The sequence below is a fragment of the Bradyrhizobium sp. USDA 241 genome (assembly GCF_049739505.1).
Lineage (GTDB): Bacteria > Pseudomonadota > Alphaproteobacteria > Rhizobiales > Xanthobacteraceae > Bradyrhizobium > Bradyrhizobium liaoningense.
Map to the genome: position 1 here is coordinate 1,216,270 of NZ_JBMGPZ010000002.1, position 19,934 is coordinate 1,236,203.

The window sequence follows — 19,934 nt, forward strand, 5'->3', positions numbered from 1 at the left end:
GGTTGCGCTCCGGCTAGATCTGGAAAATGGTTGGCTGAACCTGCTTCAGCCCAGGCACGGCACTGTGAACATCGATTCCGAATGCCCGACCAGCAGATAGCCGCCCGGACGCAGATGGCTGCACAATTGCTCCACCACCTTGCGCTGGGTCTCGCGCTCGAAATAGATCAGGACGTTGCGGCAAAAGATGATATCGACGTCACGATCGACGGGATAGGACTTGTCCATAAGGTTCATCCTCATGAAGTGCGTCATGCGCCGCAGCTCAGGCACGATCCGCACTTCGCCGCGCGACTTGTCGCGCGACGACGAAAAATACCGTTTCACGAACTGCTCCGGCACGGGGGCGAGCACGTCGCGGTTGTAGATCGCCGTCCTGGCGAGGCGCAGCACCGCGGTCGAGATGTCGGTCCCGAGGATGCGGTACTGGAAGCGCGAGCCGGTCCGCGTCATGTCGTCCAGCACCATCGCGGTCGTGTAGGCTTCCATGCCGGTCGAGCTCGCCGAGCTCCAGATCTTCAGATTCGCGCTTCTCCGTCCACGCGCCTTGAGCAGGGCGGGAATCGCGACTTCGCGCAAGAAAGTGAAGTGCTGCGGCTCGCGGAAGAAATCGGTCTTGTTGGTCGTCACCACATCGATGAGATGAGTGAGCTCGGTGTCGAAATGGTCCGCCTCGAACAGGTTCTCGACGTATTCATTAAGGTCGGAGAAGTTCAGCGCGCGCACGCGCTTGTGCAGCCGTCCCTCCAGCATCAGCCGCTTGCCCTGCGGCAGCTTGATGCCGACCTGGCCCTCGATCAATTCGGCAATGGTCCGGAAGTGGCGGTCGGACAGATGCACGGCCGTATCCTGCATGGCGGGCATCATGGCCGCCTGCCCCGACCCGGGACGGCCACCTGCATTGCATAACCGGCCATACGGAGCATCTTGAATCCTACACTTTAACTAAAATTGCCGAAGACGGATCGGCCCGCCGATGGGGGGCCGATCCGTCAGAATAGCGCTGGAAATCGGCGTCCCGATCGTCCTCCCCGTCGTTCATGTCGAAGGCGAAACCGCCGCCACCGGCAGCCTTCACGGCACGCGCCGGCTTGGCCAGCGGCTTCCGCGCCGGACGCTCGACCGCCGCCATAGTGGCCGCCTTGGCCCGCAGCTGATTCACTGCCCGGTCGATCGGCGCGGCGGCGTGACCCTTTCCACCCTGCTCGATGCGGAAGTAGGCGATGGTTGACTGGAGCTGCTCGGCCTGCGAGGCGAGCTCTTCCGAGGTCGAGGACACCTGCTCGGATGCGCTGGCGTTCTGCTGGCCGACCTTGTCGAGCTGCTGGATTGCCTGGTTGATCTGCGACGAACCGACGTCCTGCTCTCGGCAGGCCGCGGTGATCTCTTCGACGAGCTCGGCGGTCTTCTTGATGTCGGGAACGAGCTTGGACAGCATGGCGCCGGCCTCCTGCGCCACCTTGACGGTGCCGGTCGAGAGCGTGCCGATCTCGGCCGCTGCCGCCTGGCTGCGTTCGGCGAGCTTGCGCACCTCGGAGGCGACCACGGCAAAGCCCCTGCCGTGCTCGCCTGCGCGCGCGGCTTCCACTGCGGCATTGAGCGCCAGCAGATCGGTCTGACGCGCGATCTCCTGCACGATCGTGATCTTCTCGGCGATGGTCTGCATCGCGCTGCCGGCGCGGCCAACGGCTGCGCCGGAGGCTTCCGCATCCTTGGCCGACTGCGCGGCGATCTTCTCGGTCTGGCTGGCGTTGTCCGCATTCTGCTTCACGTTCGCGGCCATCTCCTCCATCGAGGAGGAGGCTTCCTCGGCGGAGGAGGCCTGCTCGGTCGCGCCCTGCGAGAGCTGCTCGGCGCTCGCGGAGAGTTCCTGGCTGCCGGCGGAGACGTTCTGCGCGGCGGTGAGCGCTTCTGCGACGATCTGCCGGAGCTTCTCCACCATGCGTTCGAGTGCCAGGCCCAGCGTGTCCTTGTCCGACAGCGGCTTGGCTTCGACCGTGAGGTTGCCTTGCGCAATCTCGTTGGCGATATCCGCCGTGGCATTCAGATTCCCGGTCATCGCATTGAGCGACGTCACGAGATCGCCGAGTTCGTCGTTGCTGGATACGGCAATCTTCTGGCTGAGGTCGCCGACCGCCACCGCATTGGCGAGACCGACTGCACGGGCAAGCCCGCGGCTGATATTGACGGCGATCCAGCTCGCGGAAGCGACCGCGATCAGAAGCGAGACGATGACCAGGCTGATCAGCAGCATCTCGGCTCGCACGCCGTCCTGCTTTGACTGCTCCGCCTGGTCGGCCATGTTCTTCTTGGCGTTCTTGATGTAGCCGTCGGCACTCTCCAGCGCATCTTCGACCAGCTTGCGTCCTTCGCGCATCGAGCGCTCGAGGGCTTTCGCCTTGTCGGTGCGGGCTAGTCTGACCGTCTCGTCCTGGAACGCATTCATCCTGCCGAATGCCGCCGAGAACCTATCGACCAGCTTCCTTCCGTTTTCGCTCGCGGCAGCGTAGATTTCGTCCTTTGACTTGGTGAGCGCTTCGCGAGTCTTGACGAGATCAGCGGCGGCCTCGTCATACTCCGCATCCGTAGCCGCGAGGATCGCGTTCTTCTCGTCGCGCAACAGGAACAGCACGCCCTCCTTGAGCTCCGCGGCCTTCTCAATGCGATTGGAGCGGCTGACCAGCTGGTCGGCGGTCGCGATCATCTCGGATAATTTGATGTAACCGACCGCACCGGCGATCATGGACAGCACGATGACCACGCCGAAGGTGCTCGCGAGCTTGGCTTTGACGGTAAATCTCATTCTCTGTCTCATTGATTATGGGTGCTTACGATCTGCTACGCTTCGCCCTTGAACTCAGGCGGCCCGCGGCGCCTCCGCGCCAGCCCCGCCGGGGATCTCGTCGTTGGCCATCAGCTTGGCGAGATCGAAGATCACGACGAACTTCTCCCCCTTGCGGCCGATGCCGGCCGCATAGTCGGACTGCCATTTCCCGCCGACTTCCGGGATCGGCTCGATCGCCTGCTCGTCGATATCGGTGACCTCGAACACGCAATCGGCGACAAAGCCGACGCCGACCAGCCGGTCCTTCATCGGCACGTCGAGGATGATGATGCGCGTGGCCTCGGTCGCCGCTACGTTCGGCAGGCCGAGCTTGGTCCTGAGGTCGACGATCGGATAGCCGCTGCCGCGCACATCGATCATGCCGAGCAGGAAGCTCGGCGCATGCGGCAGCCGCGAGATCGGCCGCATGTCCAGGATCTCCCGGACATTGCGAATGCTGATGCCGAACGTCTCGCCGGCGAGACCGAGCGTCAGGTATTGCGAGGTTGCGGCCATGATGCGTCCATTCGATCAAGATGTTCGAGAGAGGCCCGTTCGGACCGTTTAGCGTTGAAACTCCGCGTCGCGATCGTCATCGGCTTCGTCCATTTCAAAGGCAAAGCCGCCGCCGCCGACCTTCAGGGCCCGAGCCGGCCTGACAGCCGGCCTCCTGGCGCCGTCGGGCGCGGCCATCTTCGCCGCCTTGGCGCGAAGCTGACCGACGGCACGCTCGATCTCCTGCGGAGCAGCCTTGGACCTCCCGCTCTCCTCGATCCGGAAGAACGAGATCGTCGACTGCAATTGCTCGGCTTGGGAGGCGAGCTCCTCCGAGGTCGAGGACACCTGCTCGGACGCGCTGGCGTTCTGCTGGCCGACCTTGTCGAGCTGCTGGATCGCCTGATTGATCTGGGCCGCGCCGACATCCTGCTCGCGGCAGGCCGCGGTGATCTCCTGGACCAGTTCGGCCGTCTTCTTGATGTCGGGAACGAGCCTGGACAGCATGCCGCCCGCTTCCTGGGCAACCTTCACGCTTTCGGTCGAGAGAGTGCCGATCTCGGCGGCGGCCGCCTGGCTGCGCTCGGCGAGCTTGCGCACCTCCGAGGCCACCACGGCGAAGCCCTTGCCGTGCTCGCCGGCGCGGGCGGCCTCGACCGCCGCATTGAGCGCCAGCAGGTCGGTCTGCCGCGCAATTTCCTGGACGATGGTGATCTTTTCCGCGATGGTCTGCATCGCCTGGACGGCACGCCCGACGGCCGCGCCGCTTGCTTCTGCGTCCTTCGCCGACTGCGCGGCGATCCGCTCGGTCTGATTGGCATTGTCGGCGTTCTGCTTCACGTTCGAAGCCATCTCCTCCATGGAAGAGGAAGCTTCCTCGGCCGATGAGGCCTGCTCGGCCGCTCCCTGCGAGAGCTGCTCGGCACTTGCGGAAAGCTCCTGGCTGCCCGCCGAGACGTTCTGGGCCGCGGTCAGGGCTTCCGAGACGATCTGCCGGAGCCTCTGCACCATCATCTCCAGCGCGATGCCGAGCTTGTCCTTGTCAGACATCCGCTTGGCTTCGATCGTGAGATTGCCCTGTGCGATCTCGTTGGCCAACTCCGCATTGGCATTCAGGCTCGCGATCATGCGCTCCAGCGCGATTCCCAGAGTGTCCTTGTCGGATAGACGCCTGGCTTCGACGGCCAGATTGCCTTGCGCGACCTCGTTGGCGATTGCGGCGGTCGCGTTGAGATTTCCAGTCATCGCGTTCAGCGACTTGATGAGATCACCGACCTCGTCATCGCTCTTGACCTCGATCGTCTGGCTGAGATCTCCGATGGCGACCGCGTTGGCAAGGCCGACCGCGCGCATGAGGGATCGGCTGATGCTCAGCGCGATCAAGGTTGCAGCAGCGGCACCCAGGAGCAAGGATACGATGAGGATGCTCATCAACAGCATCTGGGCGCGGCTGCTCTCCGCCCTGGCCTCATCCGATCTGTCGGACATCAACTTCTTCAGAAACTCAAGGTATTCGTCAAGCGCCTTGGTGGCCTCGCCGACGGCGCGGCGGACTTCGTTGGTCGAATGCTCGACCGCCTTTGCCTTGTCGGTGCGGGCCAGTTTGAGCGCCTCGTCTTCGGCGGCGTTCATGTTCGCATACAGCCCCGAGAACCTATCGAGCATCTTCTTGCCGGTCTCTGTGGCGGTGGCGTAGATCTCGTCCCTGGTCTTGAGCAGGTTCTCGCGAACCTTCCGGAGCTCAGCCACGTAACGCTCGGAATCCGCGTCCGACTGCGCCATGATGGCGTTCTTCTCGGCCCGCACCTGCAGCAGAAGATCCCGCTCGAGTTCGGCGGCTTTGCTCGATCGTCCGGCGGCCCCGATGACGACCTCCGTCGTGCTCGCGAGGTCGCTGAGTTTCGAATATGAGATTGCGCCTGCGATCATGGACAGGACGAGAACGGCACCAAAAGCGCTGCCCAGCTTTGCCTTGACGGTGAATCTCATGTTCGAATTCCCTCGGGTTCGGCCCGGTCTGATTTTGAGGGGACGCGAGCGCGACAGCCCGCGTCCCGGAAGAACGTCTAGCGCTGAAACTCGGCGTCGCGTTCGTCGCCGCCGTCATCCATGTCGAAGGCGAATCCACCTCCGCCCGCGACCCTCAGGGCCTTTGCGGGCCTGCCTGCGGGTGCCTTGCCGCGGCGATCGACCGCCGCCATCTTCGCCGCCTTGGCGCGAAGCTGACCAACGGCCCGGTCGACTTCCTGGGGAGCTATCGACTTGCGCGCAGCGTCCTCGATGCGGAAGAAGGCGATCGTCGACTGCAACTGCTCGGCCTGCGAAGCCAGTTCCTCGGAGGTCGAGGACACCTGTTCGGAGGCGCTGGCGTTCTGTTGACCGACCTTGTCGAGTTGCTGGATCGCCTGATTGATCTGCGAGGAGCCAACGTCCTGTTCACGGCAGGCAGCGGTGATTTCCTGGACAAGTTCGGCCGTTTTCTTGATGTCGGGCACGAGCTTGCCCAGCATTTCGCCGGCTTCCTGCGCAACCTTGACGGTCTCGGTCGAGAGGGTGCCGATTTCGGCGGCGGCCGCCTGGCTACGCTCGGCGAGCTTGCGCACTTCGGACGCGACCACGGCGAAGCCCTTGCCGTGCTCGCCGGCGCGAGCCGCTTCGACGGCCGCGTTCAACGCGAGCAGATCGGTCTGGCGGGCGATTTCCTGCACGATGGTGATCTTCTCGGCTATCGTCTGCATCGCATCCACGGCGCGGCCTACGGCAGCTCCGGACGCTTCTGCGTCCTTGGCCGACTGCGCGGCGATCTTCTCGGTCTGGTTGGCGTTGTCGGCGTTCTGCTTCACGTTCGAAGCCATCTCCTCCATCGAGGAGGACGCCTCTTCCGCCGACGAGGCCTGCTCGGTGGCACCCTGCGAGAGCTGCTCGGCGCTGGCGGAAAGCTCCTGGCTGCCTGCAGAGACGTTCTGCGCCGCCGTCAGGGCCTCCGACACGACCTGCCGGAGCTTCTCCACCATGCCGTTCAGGGAACGAATGAGATCACCGATTTCGTCGTTGCTGGCCGAGGGAATGGTCTGGGTGAGGTTACCGGCAGCGACCGCTCCTGCAAGACCAACGGCGCGGCTGAGCGAGCGGCTGATGCTGATCGCCATCCACAGCGCGGCAAGGACTGCTATCACGAGCGATACCATCACGAGCACGATGACGATCATCTGGGCCTTGGCGGCTTCTGCCCGGGTATTCTCGGCTTCCTCGGCCATGCTCTTCTTCGTGAACACGACGTAGGCATCGATTGCGTCGACGGCCTCCGAAATGGCCTTCCGCCCTTCGTGCACCGTCCGATCGGCGGCCTTGGGCCGATCCGTCTTGATCAGCTTGACGGTCTGATCCTGCTCGTTGTTCATCTTGTCGTAAACGACCGCGAACTTCTCGAGCAGCCGCTTTCCGCCTTCGCTTGCAAGGGCGTAAACTTCCTCTCTCAACTTATTGTTCGCCGCCCGCATCTTGGGGATGTCGGCGATGAACATGTCGGTCTCGTTCTCGGGCGCGATGATCGCGTTCTTCTCCGCTCTCACCTGCGACAGAAGATTTGATCTCGATCTGAGCGCCCATCTGCATGCGATTCGCACGCGAGATCAGTGCCTCGGACCCGTGGATCATGTCGGTGAGCTTGAGATATGCGATACCGCCCGCGACCATCGACAGGACGATGATCAGGCCGAACGCGCTCGCCAACTTGGCTTTGACCGTAAACCGCATGTAGAGAGCTGGCCCCGGTTGTTTGGACAGCGCCCCGCTGGATTTAAGTGGATTCCTGCCGGGTTATGCTGAACGCGGGGCTTTACGGTTTTGTCGTTGCGTCGGGAGGGCGTAGCCCGACCAGAGCGACGACAAAACCGTCGGCGACGGTCATGCGGCCATCACCATAGCTTGCGTGCCGAAGTAAGCCTCGTCGGGCGTGCGCCCGTCAAGGCTCGAGTGAGGGCGTCCCTGATTGTAGAAGGCCAGATACTTGGCAATTGACGCTCGCGCCTCGGACACGCTGTCGTAGGCGCGGAGATATACTTCTTCGTATTTGACCGTGCGCCAGAGCCGCTCGACAAACACGTTGTCGCGCCAGGCGCCCTTGCCGTCCATGCTGATGGCGATCTTCGCGTCCAGCAGCACATCGGTGAACTCGAGGCTGGTGAACTGGCTGCCCTGATCCGTGTTGAAAATCTCGGGCCTGCCGTGCTTCGCCAACGCCTCCTGGACCGCTTCGACGCAGAAGGCCGCCTCCATTGTGATCGAGACGCGATGGGCCAGGACCCGTCGGCTGAACACATCGACGACCGCCGCGAGATAGACGAAGCCACGCCGCATCGGAATGTAGGTGATGTCCATTGCCCACGCATGGTCGGGCCGCTCGATCTTCAATCCGCGCAACAGGTACGGGTAGATCTTGTGACCCGGAGCCGGCTTGCTCGTGTTCGGGCGACGATAGACCGCCTCGATCCCCATGCGCTTCATCAGCGTCGCGATGTGGCGGCGACCGGCGTATACGCCCTCCCGCCGCAGCAACGATCGCAGCATACGCGCTCCCGCGAAGGGATAATCGAGATGCAGCTCATCGAGCCGACGCATCAAGGCAAGGTCCTCGGCCGAAACTGGCCGAGGTTCATAGTAGACCGTGCTGCGAGCCAGCTTCAGGACCTTCGCCTGGCGCACGATAGAAAGATCATGATCGCGGTCGATCATCGCTTTGCGCTCAGCAGGCCCGCCTTGGTGAGCGCGCCGGACAAAAAATCGTTTTCCAACGCCAGCTCGCCGATCTTGGCATGTAACGCCTTCAAATCGACCGGCGTCTCGGCCGATGTCTTGTCATGCCCAAACACGCCGGCGGCGCCTTCCAGGAGCTGGTTTTTCCAGATCGTGATCTGGTTCGGATGAACATCAAACAGTTGCGCCAGCTCCGCCAGTGTCTTGTCGCCTTTGACCGCAGCCAAAGCAACCTTCGCCTTGAATGCCGGAGAATGCGTCCGGCGGCTCTTCTTCGTCATCTTCGCTCCTGATTCGCAGCAAGAATCCTCGCCGCTGTCAGGCAGAAAATCCACTCAAGCTACTGTCCGAATTTGCGGGGCCAGCTCTTAGTGCCCCCAATAGCTTAACGCGCCCGCAGGCTTCAATTCAGGATCCGTTCCATGTTCGGAACGATGACAAACTCTTCACGCCACTTGGTGATGAAGCGGATGTATTCCGGCTTCCAATGCATTCCGACCCGCGGCGTCTGCTGCACGTCGGCCTGGGAGATCTCCGTGACTTCGTAGACCTTGTCCGCGGTGACGCCGACGAGAACCGGCTCGTTCTCGATCTCGATCTCGATCACGACGATGCGCGAATCGGCCGAGCTGTCGGTCTGCGGCATGCCGAAGCGGATGCGCAGATCGGCGAGAGGGATAACGTTGCCGCGCACGTTGATTACACTGGGCACGAAATCCCGTGCCCCTGCGACCTTCGTGACCGGCACCGGATCGATGATCTCCCGAACGAGACCGGCGTCGAGCGCGAACTTCTCGTCGCCGAGGCCGATCATCACCACCTGCATTGCGTCTACCTGCTGCTGGTTCATCACGCCGCCTCGCTGATGTGCTTCTCGACCTTCGACTGCGCCAGAGCGACGAGCTGGGCGACGTCCAGGATCAAGGCTGCGGTGCCATCGCCGAGAATGGTCGCGCCGGAGAAGATGGTCACGTCCGAATGCAGCTTCGACAGCGACTTGATCACTGTCTGGTGGTTGCCGATGATCTGGTCCGCGACGAGGCCGACTTGCGTCTCGCCGGTCGAGATGATGATGGTCTTCTGGTGCTGGTCGGGCGTCCCCTCGGCGGAGAGAATGTCACGCAGGCGAAGGAAGGGCACGAGATTGCCGCGCACATTGAGGAAGTTGCGGCCGCGCGAACGCTCGTCCTCGGCCGTCAGCTCGACGCACTCCTCAACCGCCGGCAGCGGAATGATGTAGCGGCCTTCGCCGACGCGGATCAGCAGACCCTCGATGATCGCGAGCGTCAAAGGCAGGCGCAGCGTCACGGTGGTGCCCTGTCCCGGCCTGGTCGACAGATCGATCGAGCCGCGCATGTTCTCGATGGTGCGTTTGACCACGTCCATGCCGACGCCGCGGCCCGACAGCGCCGAGATGGTCTGGGCGGTCGAGAAGCCGGGGTGGAACAGGAATTGGTGGATCTCATGATCGGTCAGCACGGCGCCGGCCGCGATCAGACCCTGCTCTTCCGCCTTCGCGCGGATGCGCGCGGTGTTGAGGCCGCCGCCATTGTCCTTCACGGTGACCAGCACCTGCGCGCCGGAGTGGACGGCGGCGAGCTCGATGCGGCCCTGCTCGGTCTTGCCATTGGCAGCGCGCGTGGCGTTATCTTCGATGCCGTGGTCGATGGCATTGCGGATCAGGTGCACCAGCGGATCGGCCAGGCACTCGATCATGGTCTTGTCGAGCTCGGTATCCTCGCCCGTGGTGACGAATTCGACCGGCTTGGACAGATCGCGCGACAGATCGTGCACGAGGCGGCGGAAGCGGCCGAACAAGGAGCCGATCGGCACCATGCGGGCGCCCATCGTGGTGTCGCGCAGTGACGAGGCAAGGCGCTCGATCTCCTCGGCGATCATCTTGATCGAGAGGTCGGAGCCGGACGCGGCGAGCTGGGTCAGCCGCGCCTGGGCGATGACGAGCTCGCCGACGCGATCCATCAGCTCGTCGAGACGTTCGGCCTGGACGCGGACGGTGGCAATGCCGCGCTCTTCGCGCTTGGCTTCGGGTTTCGGCTCCGGCCTCGGTTCAGATTTGGGCTCGCTCTTGGCGACGGGCTGCTCGGCGACCGGCGCGGCGGGAAGCTCGACCGGGGGCGCAGGCGTCTCGGCCATGGGGGCCGGCTCCTCGTCGAGGAGCTGAAAGAGCGGTGCAGGCGCGGGCGTTTCGACATGCTCCAGAGGCGAGAGCGTCAACTTCATCTCGTCCTGGACGAACATGAAGACGTCGTCGATCGCGTCCTTGTTGCAGGCCGCGTGCAGCTTGACGTCCCATTTCAGGTAGCAGTCTTCCGGCTCCATCTCGTCGAGGAACGGGATGCCGTCGGTGACAGGCACGACGAAGCACGGACCGAGCTTGCAGAGATCCTCCAACAGGTCGAGCGGATTCGAGCCGTTGCGCAGGATGTGGGATTCGAATTCCAGATAGAGGTGCCAGCCGGCCTGCTTGCTTCCGCCAGGTGCCAGCGGCGGCGCCTCGGCGATCTCGACGACCGCAGCGACGGGCTGGTCGAACGAAACGAAGCGCTTGAGGTCGTCGAGGATGGCTTCGCCGATGACGTCGTCGGTCGACTGCGGATCCTCGATCAGCGCGCGGATGTAGTCCTTGGCGGCGAGCGCGACCGAGATCAGCTCTTGCGTCGGCTTGATCTCGCCCTTGCGGACGCGGTCGAAGGCGGTCTCGAATTCGTGGGTGAAGGAGGCGACCTTGTCGAAGCCGAACATGGCGCCCGAACCCTTGATCGTATGCAGGGCGCGGAAGGCGGAATCGACCAGTTCGCGGTCGTCAGGACGCTGACCGAGGTCGAGCAGGGCCCCTTCCAGAACCTCGAACAGCTCGCTGGCTTCCTGGCGGAAGATCTCGGTCGGATCCATCGCACTCATGCGCGCACCAGCTTGGCGACCACGGAGAGCAACTGCTCAGGCTTGAAGGGCTTGGTGATCCAGCCGGTAGCGCCGGCGCTCTTGGCTTCCTGCTTCACCGCCTCGTTTGATTCGGTGGTCAGGAACACGATGGGCATGCCGACTGCGCTCGGCAGCTTACGCAGTGCCCGGATCAGCTCCAGTCCGTTCATGACGGGCATGTTGAGGTCGGTGATGACGAGATCGAGCTTGCCGGCTTGCGCCTTGGCGAGCCCCTGGGCGCCGTCGCCCGCCTCGATCACGTTGTGACCGGCCGGCTCGAGCACGACCTTGATCATCTGCCGGATGCTGGGGGAATCGTCGACGGTAAGAATCGTGGCCATCAGGTGCCATCTTTCTTTTGCGGGAAGTGCTGATCGATCATCGCCTCGCTGGCGAAGCCGGCGCGGCGAAGGGTGTTGCGCAGAGACTGGGAGAATGATGTGAGCACCACCGGACGGCCTTGGGCCTCGCCCGTCTTGGCGGTCGACAGCAGAAGCTGGATCGAGGTCACGTCGGCCTTGTCGACGCTGGAGCAGTCGATCTCGAGCCGCTCCTGGCGGCCGAACGCCTCGCGAATGAGCTCGTAGACATTGCGAATGGCTGCGATGCTGCAGTCCGCGGGTAACCGCAACGACCACTTCGGCTCCGTCGGATTGAGCGCCATCGCTGCCCCGCCTTTGCTAAAATTCCGCTACACGTTTCGCTTGAGTCGAGTGAGCAAACTCCTAACGCGGGCATCCGTACAACTACGGGTCACACTCGCTCGGAATTCGCGCAACTGTGCGCAAGCGTGCACAACCTGCCGAGATGTCATCGAGACGTGCGCATCGGTGCGGCCGTTTGCTTCGCGTTAAATTCGCTTGGGCTATGGCTGGGGTTCGTGTCTTTGCCAGCGAAGAGAGCCCCGGCCACCAATGCTGACCCAAGCGCTCGTGGTTGATGACAGCCGCTCCGTCCTCAACTTCCTGAAACGTCACATCGAGGCTGAAGGTCTGGTCGAGGCCACCACCTTCCTCGATCCCGTGGAGGCGCTGGCCTGCGCGCAGGAGCGCGTCTTCGATCTGGTGCTGGTCGACTACGAGATGCCGCATATGGACGGCATCGGCTTCATCCGCGCCTTCCGCAGGCTTCCCGGCTGCACCGACATCCCGATCGCGATGATCACCTCGCGTCAGACCGATGACGTCAAGATGGAAGCGCTGCAGGCCGGTGCAACCGATTTTCTGCCCAAGCAGCCACAAAGCCTCGAGATGACGGTGCGCCTGCGGAATTTAATTCAGCTTGGTGCAGCCGTGCGCAAGCTCAACGACCGCGCTGCGCATCTGGCCAGCGACGTCGCAGCAGCAACGCGAAAGCTCGGCGAGCGCGAGGAGGAGATCATCCTGCGGCTCGCGCTCGCGGTCGAATACCGCGACAACGACACCGGCGAGCACACGCTGCGGGTCGCCAGGTACAGCCGTATCATCGCCAACCAACTCGGTTTGCCGGCCCGGCTGTGCCGCGACATCTATCTGGCCGCTCCCCTGCACGATGTCGGCAAGGTCGCCATTCCCGACAACATTCTGCTCAAGCCGGGCAAGCTCACCGACGAGGAGATGGCGGTGATCCGGACGCATGCGACGATCGGCGAGCGGATCCTGGCCGATTCCAGCTGCGAGCTGATTCAGCTCGGCGCGCAAATTGCCGCAGGCCATCACGAGCGCTGGGACGGCGCAGGCTATCCGAACGGCCTCAAGGCCGATGAAATCCCGGTCGCCGCGCGCGTGGTCGCAGTTGCCGATGTCTTCGATGCCCTGACGACGCGGCGGCCGTACAAGGAGCCGATGTCGCTCGAGGCGGCGCGCAATTACCTGGCTGAGAACGCGGGCCGGCAGTTCGATCCAGCCTGCGTCGAGGCCTTCCTGTCGCGCTGGGACGAGGTGGTCGAGATCGCCGCCGGCCAGCGGGCAACTCCTTTTCAGAGGACCGAGGCCCCTCTCGCTCCGTCTTAGTGAGTACTGCGGAGAGCGGTTCGATCGGGGGCCATTCGGCCGGTGCCGTCCCGACCGCCTGACATTGGCGATCCGCCAACATCTTGCCGCGGCTTCATTTTTCTCCGGTCGCCGGTTTGAACCTGTTCCTGCTAGAGTGGCACCAATAACCAAGAGTGATTCTGGTCACACTTGCCCGGGGCGCCCTGCTGCTACGCATTGAACCGGGACGGGGCGGCAGAGCATCGTCGAATTGGATGAGAATTCCCATGAAAAGCCTGATTGGCGCCTGTGTCGGCGCATTCTTCCTTGCGGCCCCCGCTTTGGCGCAGACTCCTGCCGCGATCGTCGAGGACGTCCAGGGCAAGGTCGAGGGTATCGCGTTCATGGACTATGTGGCGCCGGGCAAGATCATCAAGCTCGGGCCGAAGGCCAGCATCACGCTCAGCTACCTCAAATCGTGCGAGCGCGAGACGATCAGCGAGGGCGTCGTTCTGGTCGGCACCGAGCAGAGCACCGTGCAGCTGGGCGAGGTCAAGCGGGAGAAGGTGCCCTGCGATACCAATGCGGCAAAACTGTCGGAGCGCCAGGCGAACCAGAGCGCCGCAACGACCTTCCGCACCGTGCGGTCGGACGCGAAGAGCGCCCCATCCAAGCTGCCGACGCTCTACGGCGTCGCTCCGCTGGTGCAGGCCAGGAGCGGGAGCACGCTGGTGATCGAGCGCACCGACGGCAAGGAGCCCACGATCACCGTGCCGCTCAGGAACGAAACCATGGTCGGCGGCAAGTTCTATGACTTCGCCAAGGCCGGGAAGTCGCTGACGCCCGGCGGCAGCTATCTCGCTATTCTCGGCACCAAGCGCTACGCCTTCCAGATCGACGCCAGCGCCACGTCATCGCCGACGCCGATCGTCGGCCGCCTGCTGCGGCTCGAATAGGCGGCTCCGCGAAGGCGCGATGCGGCGGATCGGCAGGCGGGACATCTTTGCGACGATCCTGATTGCGCTCCTTGCGGGCGCGGTCTTCACGTCACCGCCGCTTCAAACGCTGCAAGGTCTCTCCCTCGACATCCTCACGGCGCTGCGCGGCAAGGTCATTGGCGATCGCCGTGACCCCGCCACGTCGCCGGTCGTCGTGGTGGCGATCGACGGGGAGACCTACGACACCCCGCCTTTCAAGGGATCGCCGACGCAGACCTGGACGCGCGAGATCGGTCGGGTGCTCGGGAGCATCGCCGAGGGCGGGGCCAAGGTGATCGGCTTCGACGTCATCTTTCCGAGCTCGATCGAACAATCCGAGATTTCCTTTGGCGACGCGCCGCTCGGCACGCGCATGAAGGGCTTTGACCGGGACTACCTGATAGCCCTGCGGCAGATCTCCGACACCGGCAAGCTGGTGCTCGGCGAAATCCTGAGCAACGACCATCCGGAGAGGCCCTACCGCGCGCAGCAGCTGGCGGTGAAGAACAATATCCGCGCTCTCAACGTCCATACCGACCCCGACGACGTGATCCGGCGGATGCCGCTGAGTTTCTCCATCGATGGCAAGCCGGTGCCCGCGATGGCCGTCGAACTCGCCGCGCGGGCACTCGGCGCGACGCCCGCGATCGGCCCATCCGGCGCGATGGGGTTGTCCGGCTATGCGATTCCCAGCGCGGTGCCCAACACGCTGACGCTCAACTTTCGCGGCCTGGGCCGCGACGTCCCGACCTATTCTTTCGCCGACCTGCGCGCCTGCGCCGAGAAGGGCGACCGCGATTTCTTCCGCCGCGGCTTCGACGGCAAGGTGGTATTGCTCGGCACCATCCTCAACTTCGAGGACCGCAAGCTGACCTCGATGCGATTGTCTGGTGGTTATGACGGCTCGCCCGCGCCACGATGCGCCCTGCCCGCCCGCGCCGGCACCGCGCAGCAGGCCCGTAGCGACATCGCGGGTGTGTTCGTGCATGCCGCTGCGGTCCGAAATCTGATCGAGCAAGACGCGGTGACCGAGCCCGGCTTTGCCGCGCGGACCGCTCTCACGATTGCGCTCGCGGCGATCATCGCCTGCGCGGCCTGCATGCTTGCACCGGTCGGCGCGGTGACCGCCTGGCTCGCCGTCATCGCCGTTTACGCAGCCTTCGCCGTCGGTGCGTTCGCGCATGCGCTGGCGCTGCCTCTTGTCGAACCGGCCCTGGCAAGCCTCGCCGCGCTGGCGATGATGATCGGCTACCGGTTCGTGCTGGCCGATCGCGACGAGCGCTTCCTCCGCAAGAGCTTTGCCTATTATCTCGCGCCCGAGGTCATCGATACCATGGTGGCGTCCGGCAAGATGCCGGCGCTCGGCGGCGAGATGCGCAACGTCACCATGTTCTTCTCCGACCTCAGCGGCTTCTCCTCGATCGCGGAGACCATCACACCGGTCGAGCTGGTCACGCTGATGAACGAATATCTCTCCGCCATGACCGACATCATCGAAAGCCATGGCGGCTACGTCGACAAATATATCGGCGATTCCATCGTCGCCATGTTTGGCGCGCCGGCCGACGATCCCGCGCACGCGCGCAACGCGGTTCGTGCCGCGCTGAAGTGCTACGAGAAACTGGCGGAGCTCAATGCCGGCCATCCCGCCTTCGCCGGCCACGGCCTGTCGCATCGCATCGGACTCAACAGCGGCGAAGCCGTGGTCGGCAATATCGGCTCGCGGCGCCGCTTCAATTACACCGTGATGAGCGACACCGTGAACGTCGCCTCGCGGCTCGAGGGCGCCAACAAATACTACGGCACCGCGATCATGGCGTCAGAAACCACGATGGCGCAGACGAACGACACCTTCGCCTGGCGCGAGCTCGATGCGATCAGGGTCCAGGGGCGCGGCGAGGCGATCAGGGTGTTCGAGCCGCTGGCGGAGAAGGACGCCGCGAGCGACGAGCAGACCAAGGTGGCTGCGGCGTATGCGGAGGGGCTGGCGTGCTGGCGCTCACGGGAGTTCGCGAAGGCCGCTGACGCGTTCGATCAGGTCGCGAGGATTGATCCAGCGTCGGCGTTGTTTGCCGAACGCGCGCGAGCGCTCATCTCAGATCCACCACTGCCGGACTGGACACCAGTCAACACGCTGGAAGGGAAGTAGCGGCCCTTACCTTCCCCTGGAGGGGCAGGGCTATCGCATATGACTTTCGGACGGGCCTGAGCAAGCGCCTCGTCCTTCGAGACGACCGCTTTGCGGTCTCCTCAGGATGAGGCTAAGTGGCATCGGTGCCCGTTGAAACTGCTGCCGCACACTCCGCCCTCATCCTGAGGGCTCGCCGGAGGCGGGCGTCTCGAAGGATGGCCGCAGGCAAGTTTCCCGCCGCATTTCCTCATATGCGATTGCCCTCCCCCTCAAGGGGAGGGTGAAAGAGAGATCGCCGCCTCTAGAACGGCAGCCCCACGTAGTTCTCCGCGAGCAGGCGCTGTGCCGTCTCGGACGAGAGCAGATAGTCCAGCTCTGTCTGCTGAAGCCGGTCCTCGTATTCGAGCCGGTCGAGAAAACGGTGCAGCAGCATCGTCATCCACCAGGAGAAGCGTTGTGCCTTCCAGATCCGCGCGAGCGCCTTGGCGGAATAGCCTTTGAGACCGGAATCGTCGCCGCTCTGATAATGCGCGAGCAAGGCGTGGTAGAGATAGTAGATGTCGGAAGCGGCGCTGTTCAGTCCGCGTGCGCCGGTCGGTGGCACGATGTGGGCCGCATCGCCGGCGAGGAACAGCCGGCCGTAGCTCATCGGCTCGGCGACGAAGCTGCGCAACGGCGCGATGCTCTTCTCGATCGACGGCCCGGTGATCAGGCGGCCGGCGACCTGCTCCGGCAGGCGGCGCTTCAGCTCGGCCCAGAACGCATCGTCGCTCCAGTCCTCCACCTTGTCGGTCAAAGGCACCTGGATGTAGTAGCGGCTCAGCACCTGCGAGCGCAGGGAGCAGAGCGCGAAGCCGCGCTCGTGCTTCACATAGATCAGCTCGGGCGACACCGGTTTGGTGCGCGACAGCACCCCCAGCCAGCCGAACGGATAGACCTTCTCATATTCGCGCAGAACGTCCTTCGGGATCGACCTGCGGCTGACGCCGTGGAAACCATCAGCGCCGACGATGTAGTCGCAATCGATGCGGATCGTTTCACCGTTCGAGCGATAGGTCACGTAGGGCCGGTCCGACGTCAGATCGTGCGGCGTCACGTCCTCGGCATTGTGCACGACCTTGCCGCCGAGCCGGTCGCGCGCCTCGTAGAGGTCGCGCGTCAACTCGGTCTGGCCGTAGACCAGCACCGAATTGCCGCCGGAATGCTTGTGCAGGTCGATCTTGGAGAGCGCGCCGTCATGGGCGATCTCGAAGCCCTGGTGGATCTCCCCCTCGCGGTCCATCCGCTCGCCGCACTGGGCCTCGCGCATCAGCTTGGCAAAGCCGTGCTCGAGCACGCCGGCACGGATGCGGGCGAGCACGTGATCGCGGCTGTATTTCTCCAGAACGATTGTATCAATGCCCTTCAGGTGCAGAAGCTGGGACAGCAACAACCCGGACGGCCCACCGCCGATGATACAGACCTGAACTTTCATTTTTGCGTCCTCCCGTCGGCACTTTTTTGCAGATTCAGCGCTGCAAACCGATGGAGGGTTTTGCCATTGTCTTGTACTATTCGAACATGAGAAGCTCAGCCCCTGGCCCGGCGATCCGGGTCTACAATCTGTTCGGCGAGTCCGGCGATCTGCCCGACGTCGTGCATTGCGAGACGATCGCGTCGCGCTCGGTGCTGCACGACTGGACGCTGGCCGTGCATCGCCATGCCCGGCTGCACCAGGTGCTGCTGATCGAGCGCGGCGGCGGCGAGGCCACGCTCGACGGACGCGTGGTGCCGTTAAGGCCGATGCAGATCGTCAACGTGCCTGTCGGCCACGTCCACGGCTTCCGCTTCGTGCCTGATACCCAGGGCTGGGTGCTGACCATCGCGGCGGAGATTCTGGATGAGGCGCTGCTCGCCGCCGAGGGCCTGCGCGGTGCGCTGTCGCAATCGGCCGTGGTGCGCGGCACGCCGCAGATCCGCGCTACGATGAAGCAGATCTTCGCCGAACACGCCGCGCGTGATTTCGGCCGTGCGCATGTGCTCCGCGCCTTGTCGTCGGCCATGATCGGGCTCGTGGCCCGCGCGCTCACGGGCGAGAGCGGCGGCAACGGCACGGCGGAAAGCGGACTATTCCGCCGCTTCGAGGCGCTGCTCGAACAGCACCATCTGGAGCGCTGGAGCGTTGCGGACTACGCAGGCGCGCTGTCGATCACGCCGACCCATCTCAACCGGATCACGCGGGCGGCGACCGGCGACACCGCCTCGCATCTGATCCTCAACCGGCTGATCCGCGAGGCGCGGCGCAACCTCGTCTACACCAACCTGCCGGTCTCGACGATCGCCTACGCCCTCGGCTTCGACGATCCCGCCTATTTCAGCCGGGTCTACGCGGCGGCCACGGGCGTATCGCCGCGCGCGTTTCGTGCGCAGCTGCATGACCGGCGCGCCCCACTTACCTTCGTATAAGGGGTGCTATCCTTTGGATAGAGGCCCTTTACCTCCGTACAATTGAGCGGCGAATGCGCGCGCCTTAGCGTGACTGCATTCAGCGCCCTGGCGCTGGTGGCATGGAACCTCCCTAACCTCGGCGCAAGGCGGCCACCCCTGTCCGGTCGTCTGCGCCGCCTTTTCAGCAAGCCATCGGCGCCTTCAGTATTTTCCGGCCGACACATCGTGCCATTTCGGCTGGATCCGTCAGCTTTCGTGTCGAACTCGGGATTTGTGCATAATGTCTTCGTTTGGGAAGATCGCGCTCTTTATCGATGGCTCCAATCTCTATGCCACCTCCAAGGCGCTCGGCTTCGACATCGATTACAGGCGGTTGCTCAGCGAGTTTCAAAGCCGGGGTACGCTGCTGCGCGCCTTTTACTACACGACCGTCATCGAGGATCAGGAGTTTTCGTCAATCCGCCCGCTGATCGATTGGCTCGACTACAACGGATACACCGTCGTCACCAAGCTCACCAAGGAGTTCGTCGGATAGCGGTACGACGACCCCACCTCGTTTAGGTGGACGGGATGAGCGAGACTCGCGCGTGGATTTGACAACGCGAGGGACGCTCGTTCCATGCATCAAGACAGACATCAAGATGGGCATGATGCCGCCTCCTATCAGCGGATCGAGGTGATCACAGGGGAGAGGCGACGGCGCAGTTGGAGCGATGCGGAGAAGGCGCGGATCGTGGCCGAGAGTGCCGATCCGGAGACGAGCATTTCCGAGGTGGCTCGACGCAACGGGGTGAACCGGGGACTGCTCAGTGTGTGGCGGCGCCAGGCGCGGCTCGCGTCGAGCGAAGCGCCGCAGTTCGTGCAAGTCAGGCTCCAGGCCGCCGTCGAGGCGCAGCCGAACGCGATCGATAAGGCGCATGTTCTGACGGATCCGGCCGAGCGGATCGAGGTGATGATCGCGGGCGCGACGGTGCGCGTGCCCGTCGGCGTCGACGCCGCGACGCTGGAGCGCGTGCTGGCGGCGGTGAGATCGACGCGATGATCTCTTTCGGTCCAATGGTCCGTGTGTTCGTCGCGACGCAGCCGATTGACTTTCGTAAAGGCGTTCATGGCCTTGTCGCGCTGGTAGCGGAGGGATTAGGCGGCAAGCCCTACAGCGGTGACGTTTATGTCTTCCGATCGAAGCGATCGGATCGTTTGAAGCTACTGGTTTTTGACGGCTCGGGAATGGTTCTAGCGACGAAGTGGCTGGAGAATGGGGGCTTTGCCTGGCCACCTGTTCGCGAGGGTACGATGCCGGTGACGGGGGCGCAACTGGCGATGCTGATTGAAGGTCTTGCGGAGTGGTCGCGTGTGGTCCCGAAGGTGACGAAGCGGCCGACGAAGGTTGCCTGAAGCGTCTTGTTTTGCTGGCGATTGCGAGTGCGTTC

Annotated in this window: 15 protein-coding genes and 3 pseudogenes; 7 read left to right on the top strand and 11 right to left on the bottom strand. The window is 63.8% G+C overall.

From position 1 onward, the window contains the following. Positions 1 to 13 precede the first annotated feature (13 nt). The 10 genes and pseudogenes from ABIF91_RS06785 to ABIF91_RS06830 form a co-directional block, all read right to left on the bottom strand. Positions 14 to 867 (bottom strand): annotated as a pseudogene (locus ABIF91_RS06785) (CheR family methyltransferase). Between the two features lie 67 nt (positions 868 to 934). Beyond that, a complete protein-coding gene (locus ABIF91_RS06790) occupies positions 935 to 2,803 on the bottom strand; it encodes a methyl-accepting chemotaxis protein (protein WP_080660025.1) in 1,869 nt (622 codons plus the stop codon). Positions 2,804 to 2,857: 54 nt separating this feature from the next. Continuing rightward, positions 2,858 to 3,340: a chemotaxis protein CheW gene (locus ABIF91_RS06795; protein ID WP_028181414.1), complete on the bottom strand. Its 483-nt coding sequence runs from the start codon at positions 3,338 to 3,340 to the stop codon at positions 2,858 to 2,860. A gap of 48 nt (positions 3,341 to 3,388) precedes the next feature. After that, positions 3,389 to 5,308: a HAMP domain-containing methyl-accepting chemotaxis protein gene (locus tag ABIF91_RS06800; protein ID WP_028181415.1), complete on the bottom strand. Its 1,920-nt coding sequence runs from the start codon at positions 5,306 to 5,308 to the stop codon at positions 3,389 to 3,391. 77 nt (positions 5,309 to 5,385) lie between these two features. Further along, positions 5,386 to 7,075: pseudogene (locus ABIF91_RS06805) on the bottom strand (methyl-accepting chemotaxis protein). A gap of 150 nt (positions 7,076 to 7,225) precedes the next feature. Beyond that, positions 7,226 to 8,355, bottom strand: a protein-coding gene (locus tag ABIF91_RS06810) for an IS3-like element ISRj2 family transposase (RefSeq protein ID WP_129557670.1) whose coding sequence is annotated in 2 segments (ribosomal slippage) — positions 7,226 to 8,103 and positions 8,103 to 8,355 — 1,131 coding nt in all. Because the reading frame shifts where the segments join, the coding sequence is not laid out codon by codon here. Between the two features lie 122 nt (positions 8,356 to 8,477). Next, positions 8,478 to 8,924: a chemotaxis protein CheW gene (locus ABIF91_RS06815; RefSeq protein WP_028178228.1), complete on the bottom strand. Its 447-nt coding sequence runs from the start codon at positions 8,922 to 8,924 to the stop codon at positions 8,478 to 8,480. After that, positions 8,924 to 10,996 carry a chemotaxis protein CheA gene (locus tag ABIF91_RS06820; RefSeq protein ID WP_028178229.1) on the bottom strand — a complete coding sequence of 691 codons (2,073 nt, stop codon included), beginning with the start codon at positions 10,994 to 10,996 and terminating at the stop codon, positions 8,924 to 8,926. Before ABIF91_RS06820 ends, ABIF91_RS06815 begins: the two co-directional genes overlap by 1 nt. Further along, on the bottom strand, positions 10,993 to 11,358 hold the full coding sequence (locus ABIF91_RS06825) for a response regulator (RefSeq protein ID WP_028178230.1): 366 nt from the start codon (positions 11,356 to 11,358) through the stop codon (positions 10,993 to 10,995). The genes ABIF91_RS06820 and ABIF91_RS06825 overlap by 4 nt, the downstream gene beginning before the upstream one ends. Continuing rightward, positions 11,358 to 11,681, bottom strand: coding sequence for an STAS domain-containing protein (locus ABIF91_RS06830; RefSeq protein WP_028178231.1), 324 nt, complete (start codon positions 11,679 to 11,681; stop codon positions 11,358 to 11,360). Before ABIF91_RS06830 ends, ABIF91_RS06825 begins: the two co-directional genes overlap by 1 nt. 250 nt (positions 11,682 to 11,931) lie before the next feature. On the opposite strand from ABIF91_RS06830, the gene ABIF91_RS06835 reads away from it, so the two are divergent. From ABIF91_RS06835 to ABIF91_RS06845, 3 genes are all read left to right on the top strand, one after another. Beyond that, on the top strand, positions 11,932 to 13,008 hold the full coding sequence (locus ABIF91_RS06835) for an HD domain-containing phosphohydrolase (protein WP_035717701.1): 1,077 nt from the start codon (positions 11,932 to 11,934) through the stop codon (positions 13,006 to 13,008). Between the two features lie 248 nt (positions 13,009 to 13,256). After that, positions 13,257 to 13,925, top strand: a complete 669-nt coding sequence (locus tag ABIF91_RS06840; RefSeq protein ID WP_028178232.1) for a hypothetical protein — start codon at positions 13,257 to 13,259, stop codon at positions 13,923 to 13,925. A gap of 19 nt (positions 13,926 to 13,944) precedes the next feature. Continuing rightward, positions 13,945 to 16,095: an adenylate/guanylate cyclase domain-containing protein gene (locus ABIF91_RS06845; protein WP_028178233.1), complete on the top strand. Its 2,151-nt coding sequence runs from the start codon at positions 13,945 to 13,947 to the stop codon at positions 16,093 to 16,095. 283 nt (positions 16,096 to 16,378) lie between these two features. Here the strand turns inward: ABIF91_RS06845 and pobA are convergent, their stop codons facing one another. Then, a complete protein-coding gene (pobA, locus tag ABIF91_RS06850) occupies positions 16,379 to 17,551 on the bottom strand; it encodes a 4-hydroxybenzoate 3-monooxygenase (RefSeq protein ID WP_284282957.1) in 1,173 nt (390 codons plus the stop codon). Positions 17,552 to 17,601: 50 nt separating this feature from the next. Here pobA and ABIF91_RS06855 point away from each other — a divergent pair, with 50 nt between their 5' ends. The 4 genes and pseudogenes from ABIF91_RS06855 (at position 17,602) to tnpB (ending at position 19,899) form a co-directional block, all read left to right on the top strand. Then, complete coding sequence (locus ABIF91_RS06855) at positions 17,602 to 18,522, top strand: helix-turn-helix domain-containing protein (RefSeq protein WP_028178234.1); 921 nt, start codon at positions 17,602 to 17,604, stop codon at positions 18,520 to 18,522. Positions 18,523 to 18,784: 262 nt separating this feature from the next. Further along, positions 18,785 to 19,033, top strand: a pseudogene (locus ABIF91_RS06860) (NYN domain-containing protein); the annotation flags it as partial. Positions 19,034 to 19,123: 90 nt separating this feature from the next. Further along, complete coding sequence (gene tnpA, locus ABIF91_RS06865; protein WP_424578819.1) at positions 19,124 to 19,546, top strand: IS66-like element accessory protein TnpA; 423 nt, start codon at positions 19,124 to 19,126, stop codon at positions 19,544 to 19,546. Then, on the top strand, positions 19,543 to 19,899 hold the full coding sequence (gene tnpB, locus ABIF91_RS06870; protein WP_018273742.1) for an IS66 family insertion sequence element accessory protein TnpB: 357 nt from the start codon (positions 19,543 to 19,545) through the stop codon (positions 19,897 to 19,899). Before tnpA ends, tnpB begins: the two co-directional genes overlap by 4 nt. Positions 19,900 to 19,934: the final 35 nt, after the last annotated feature.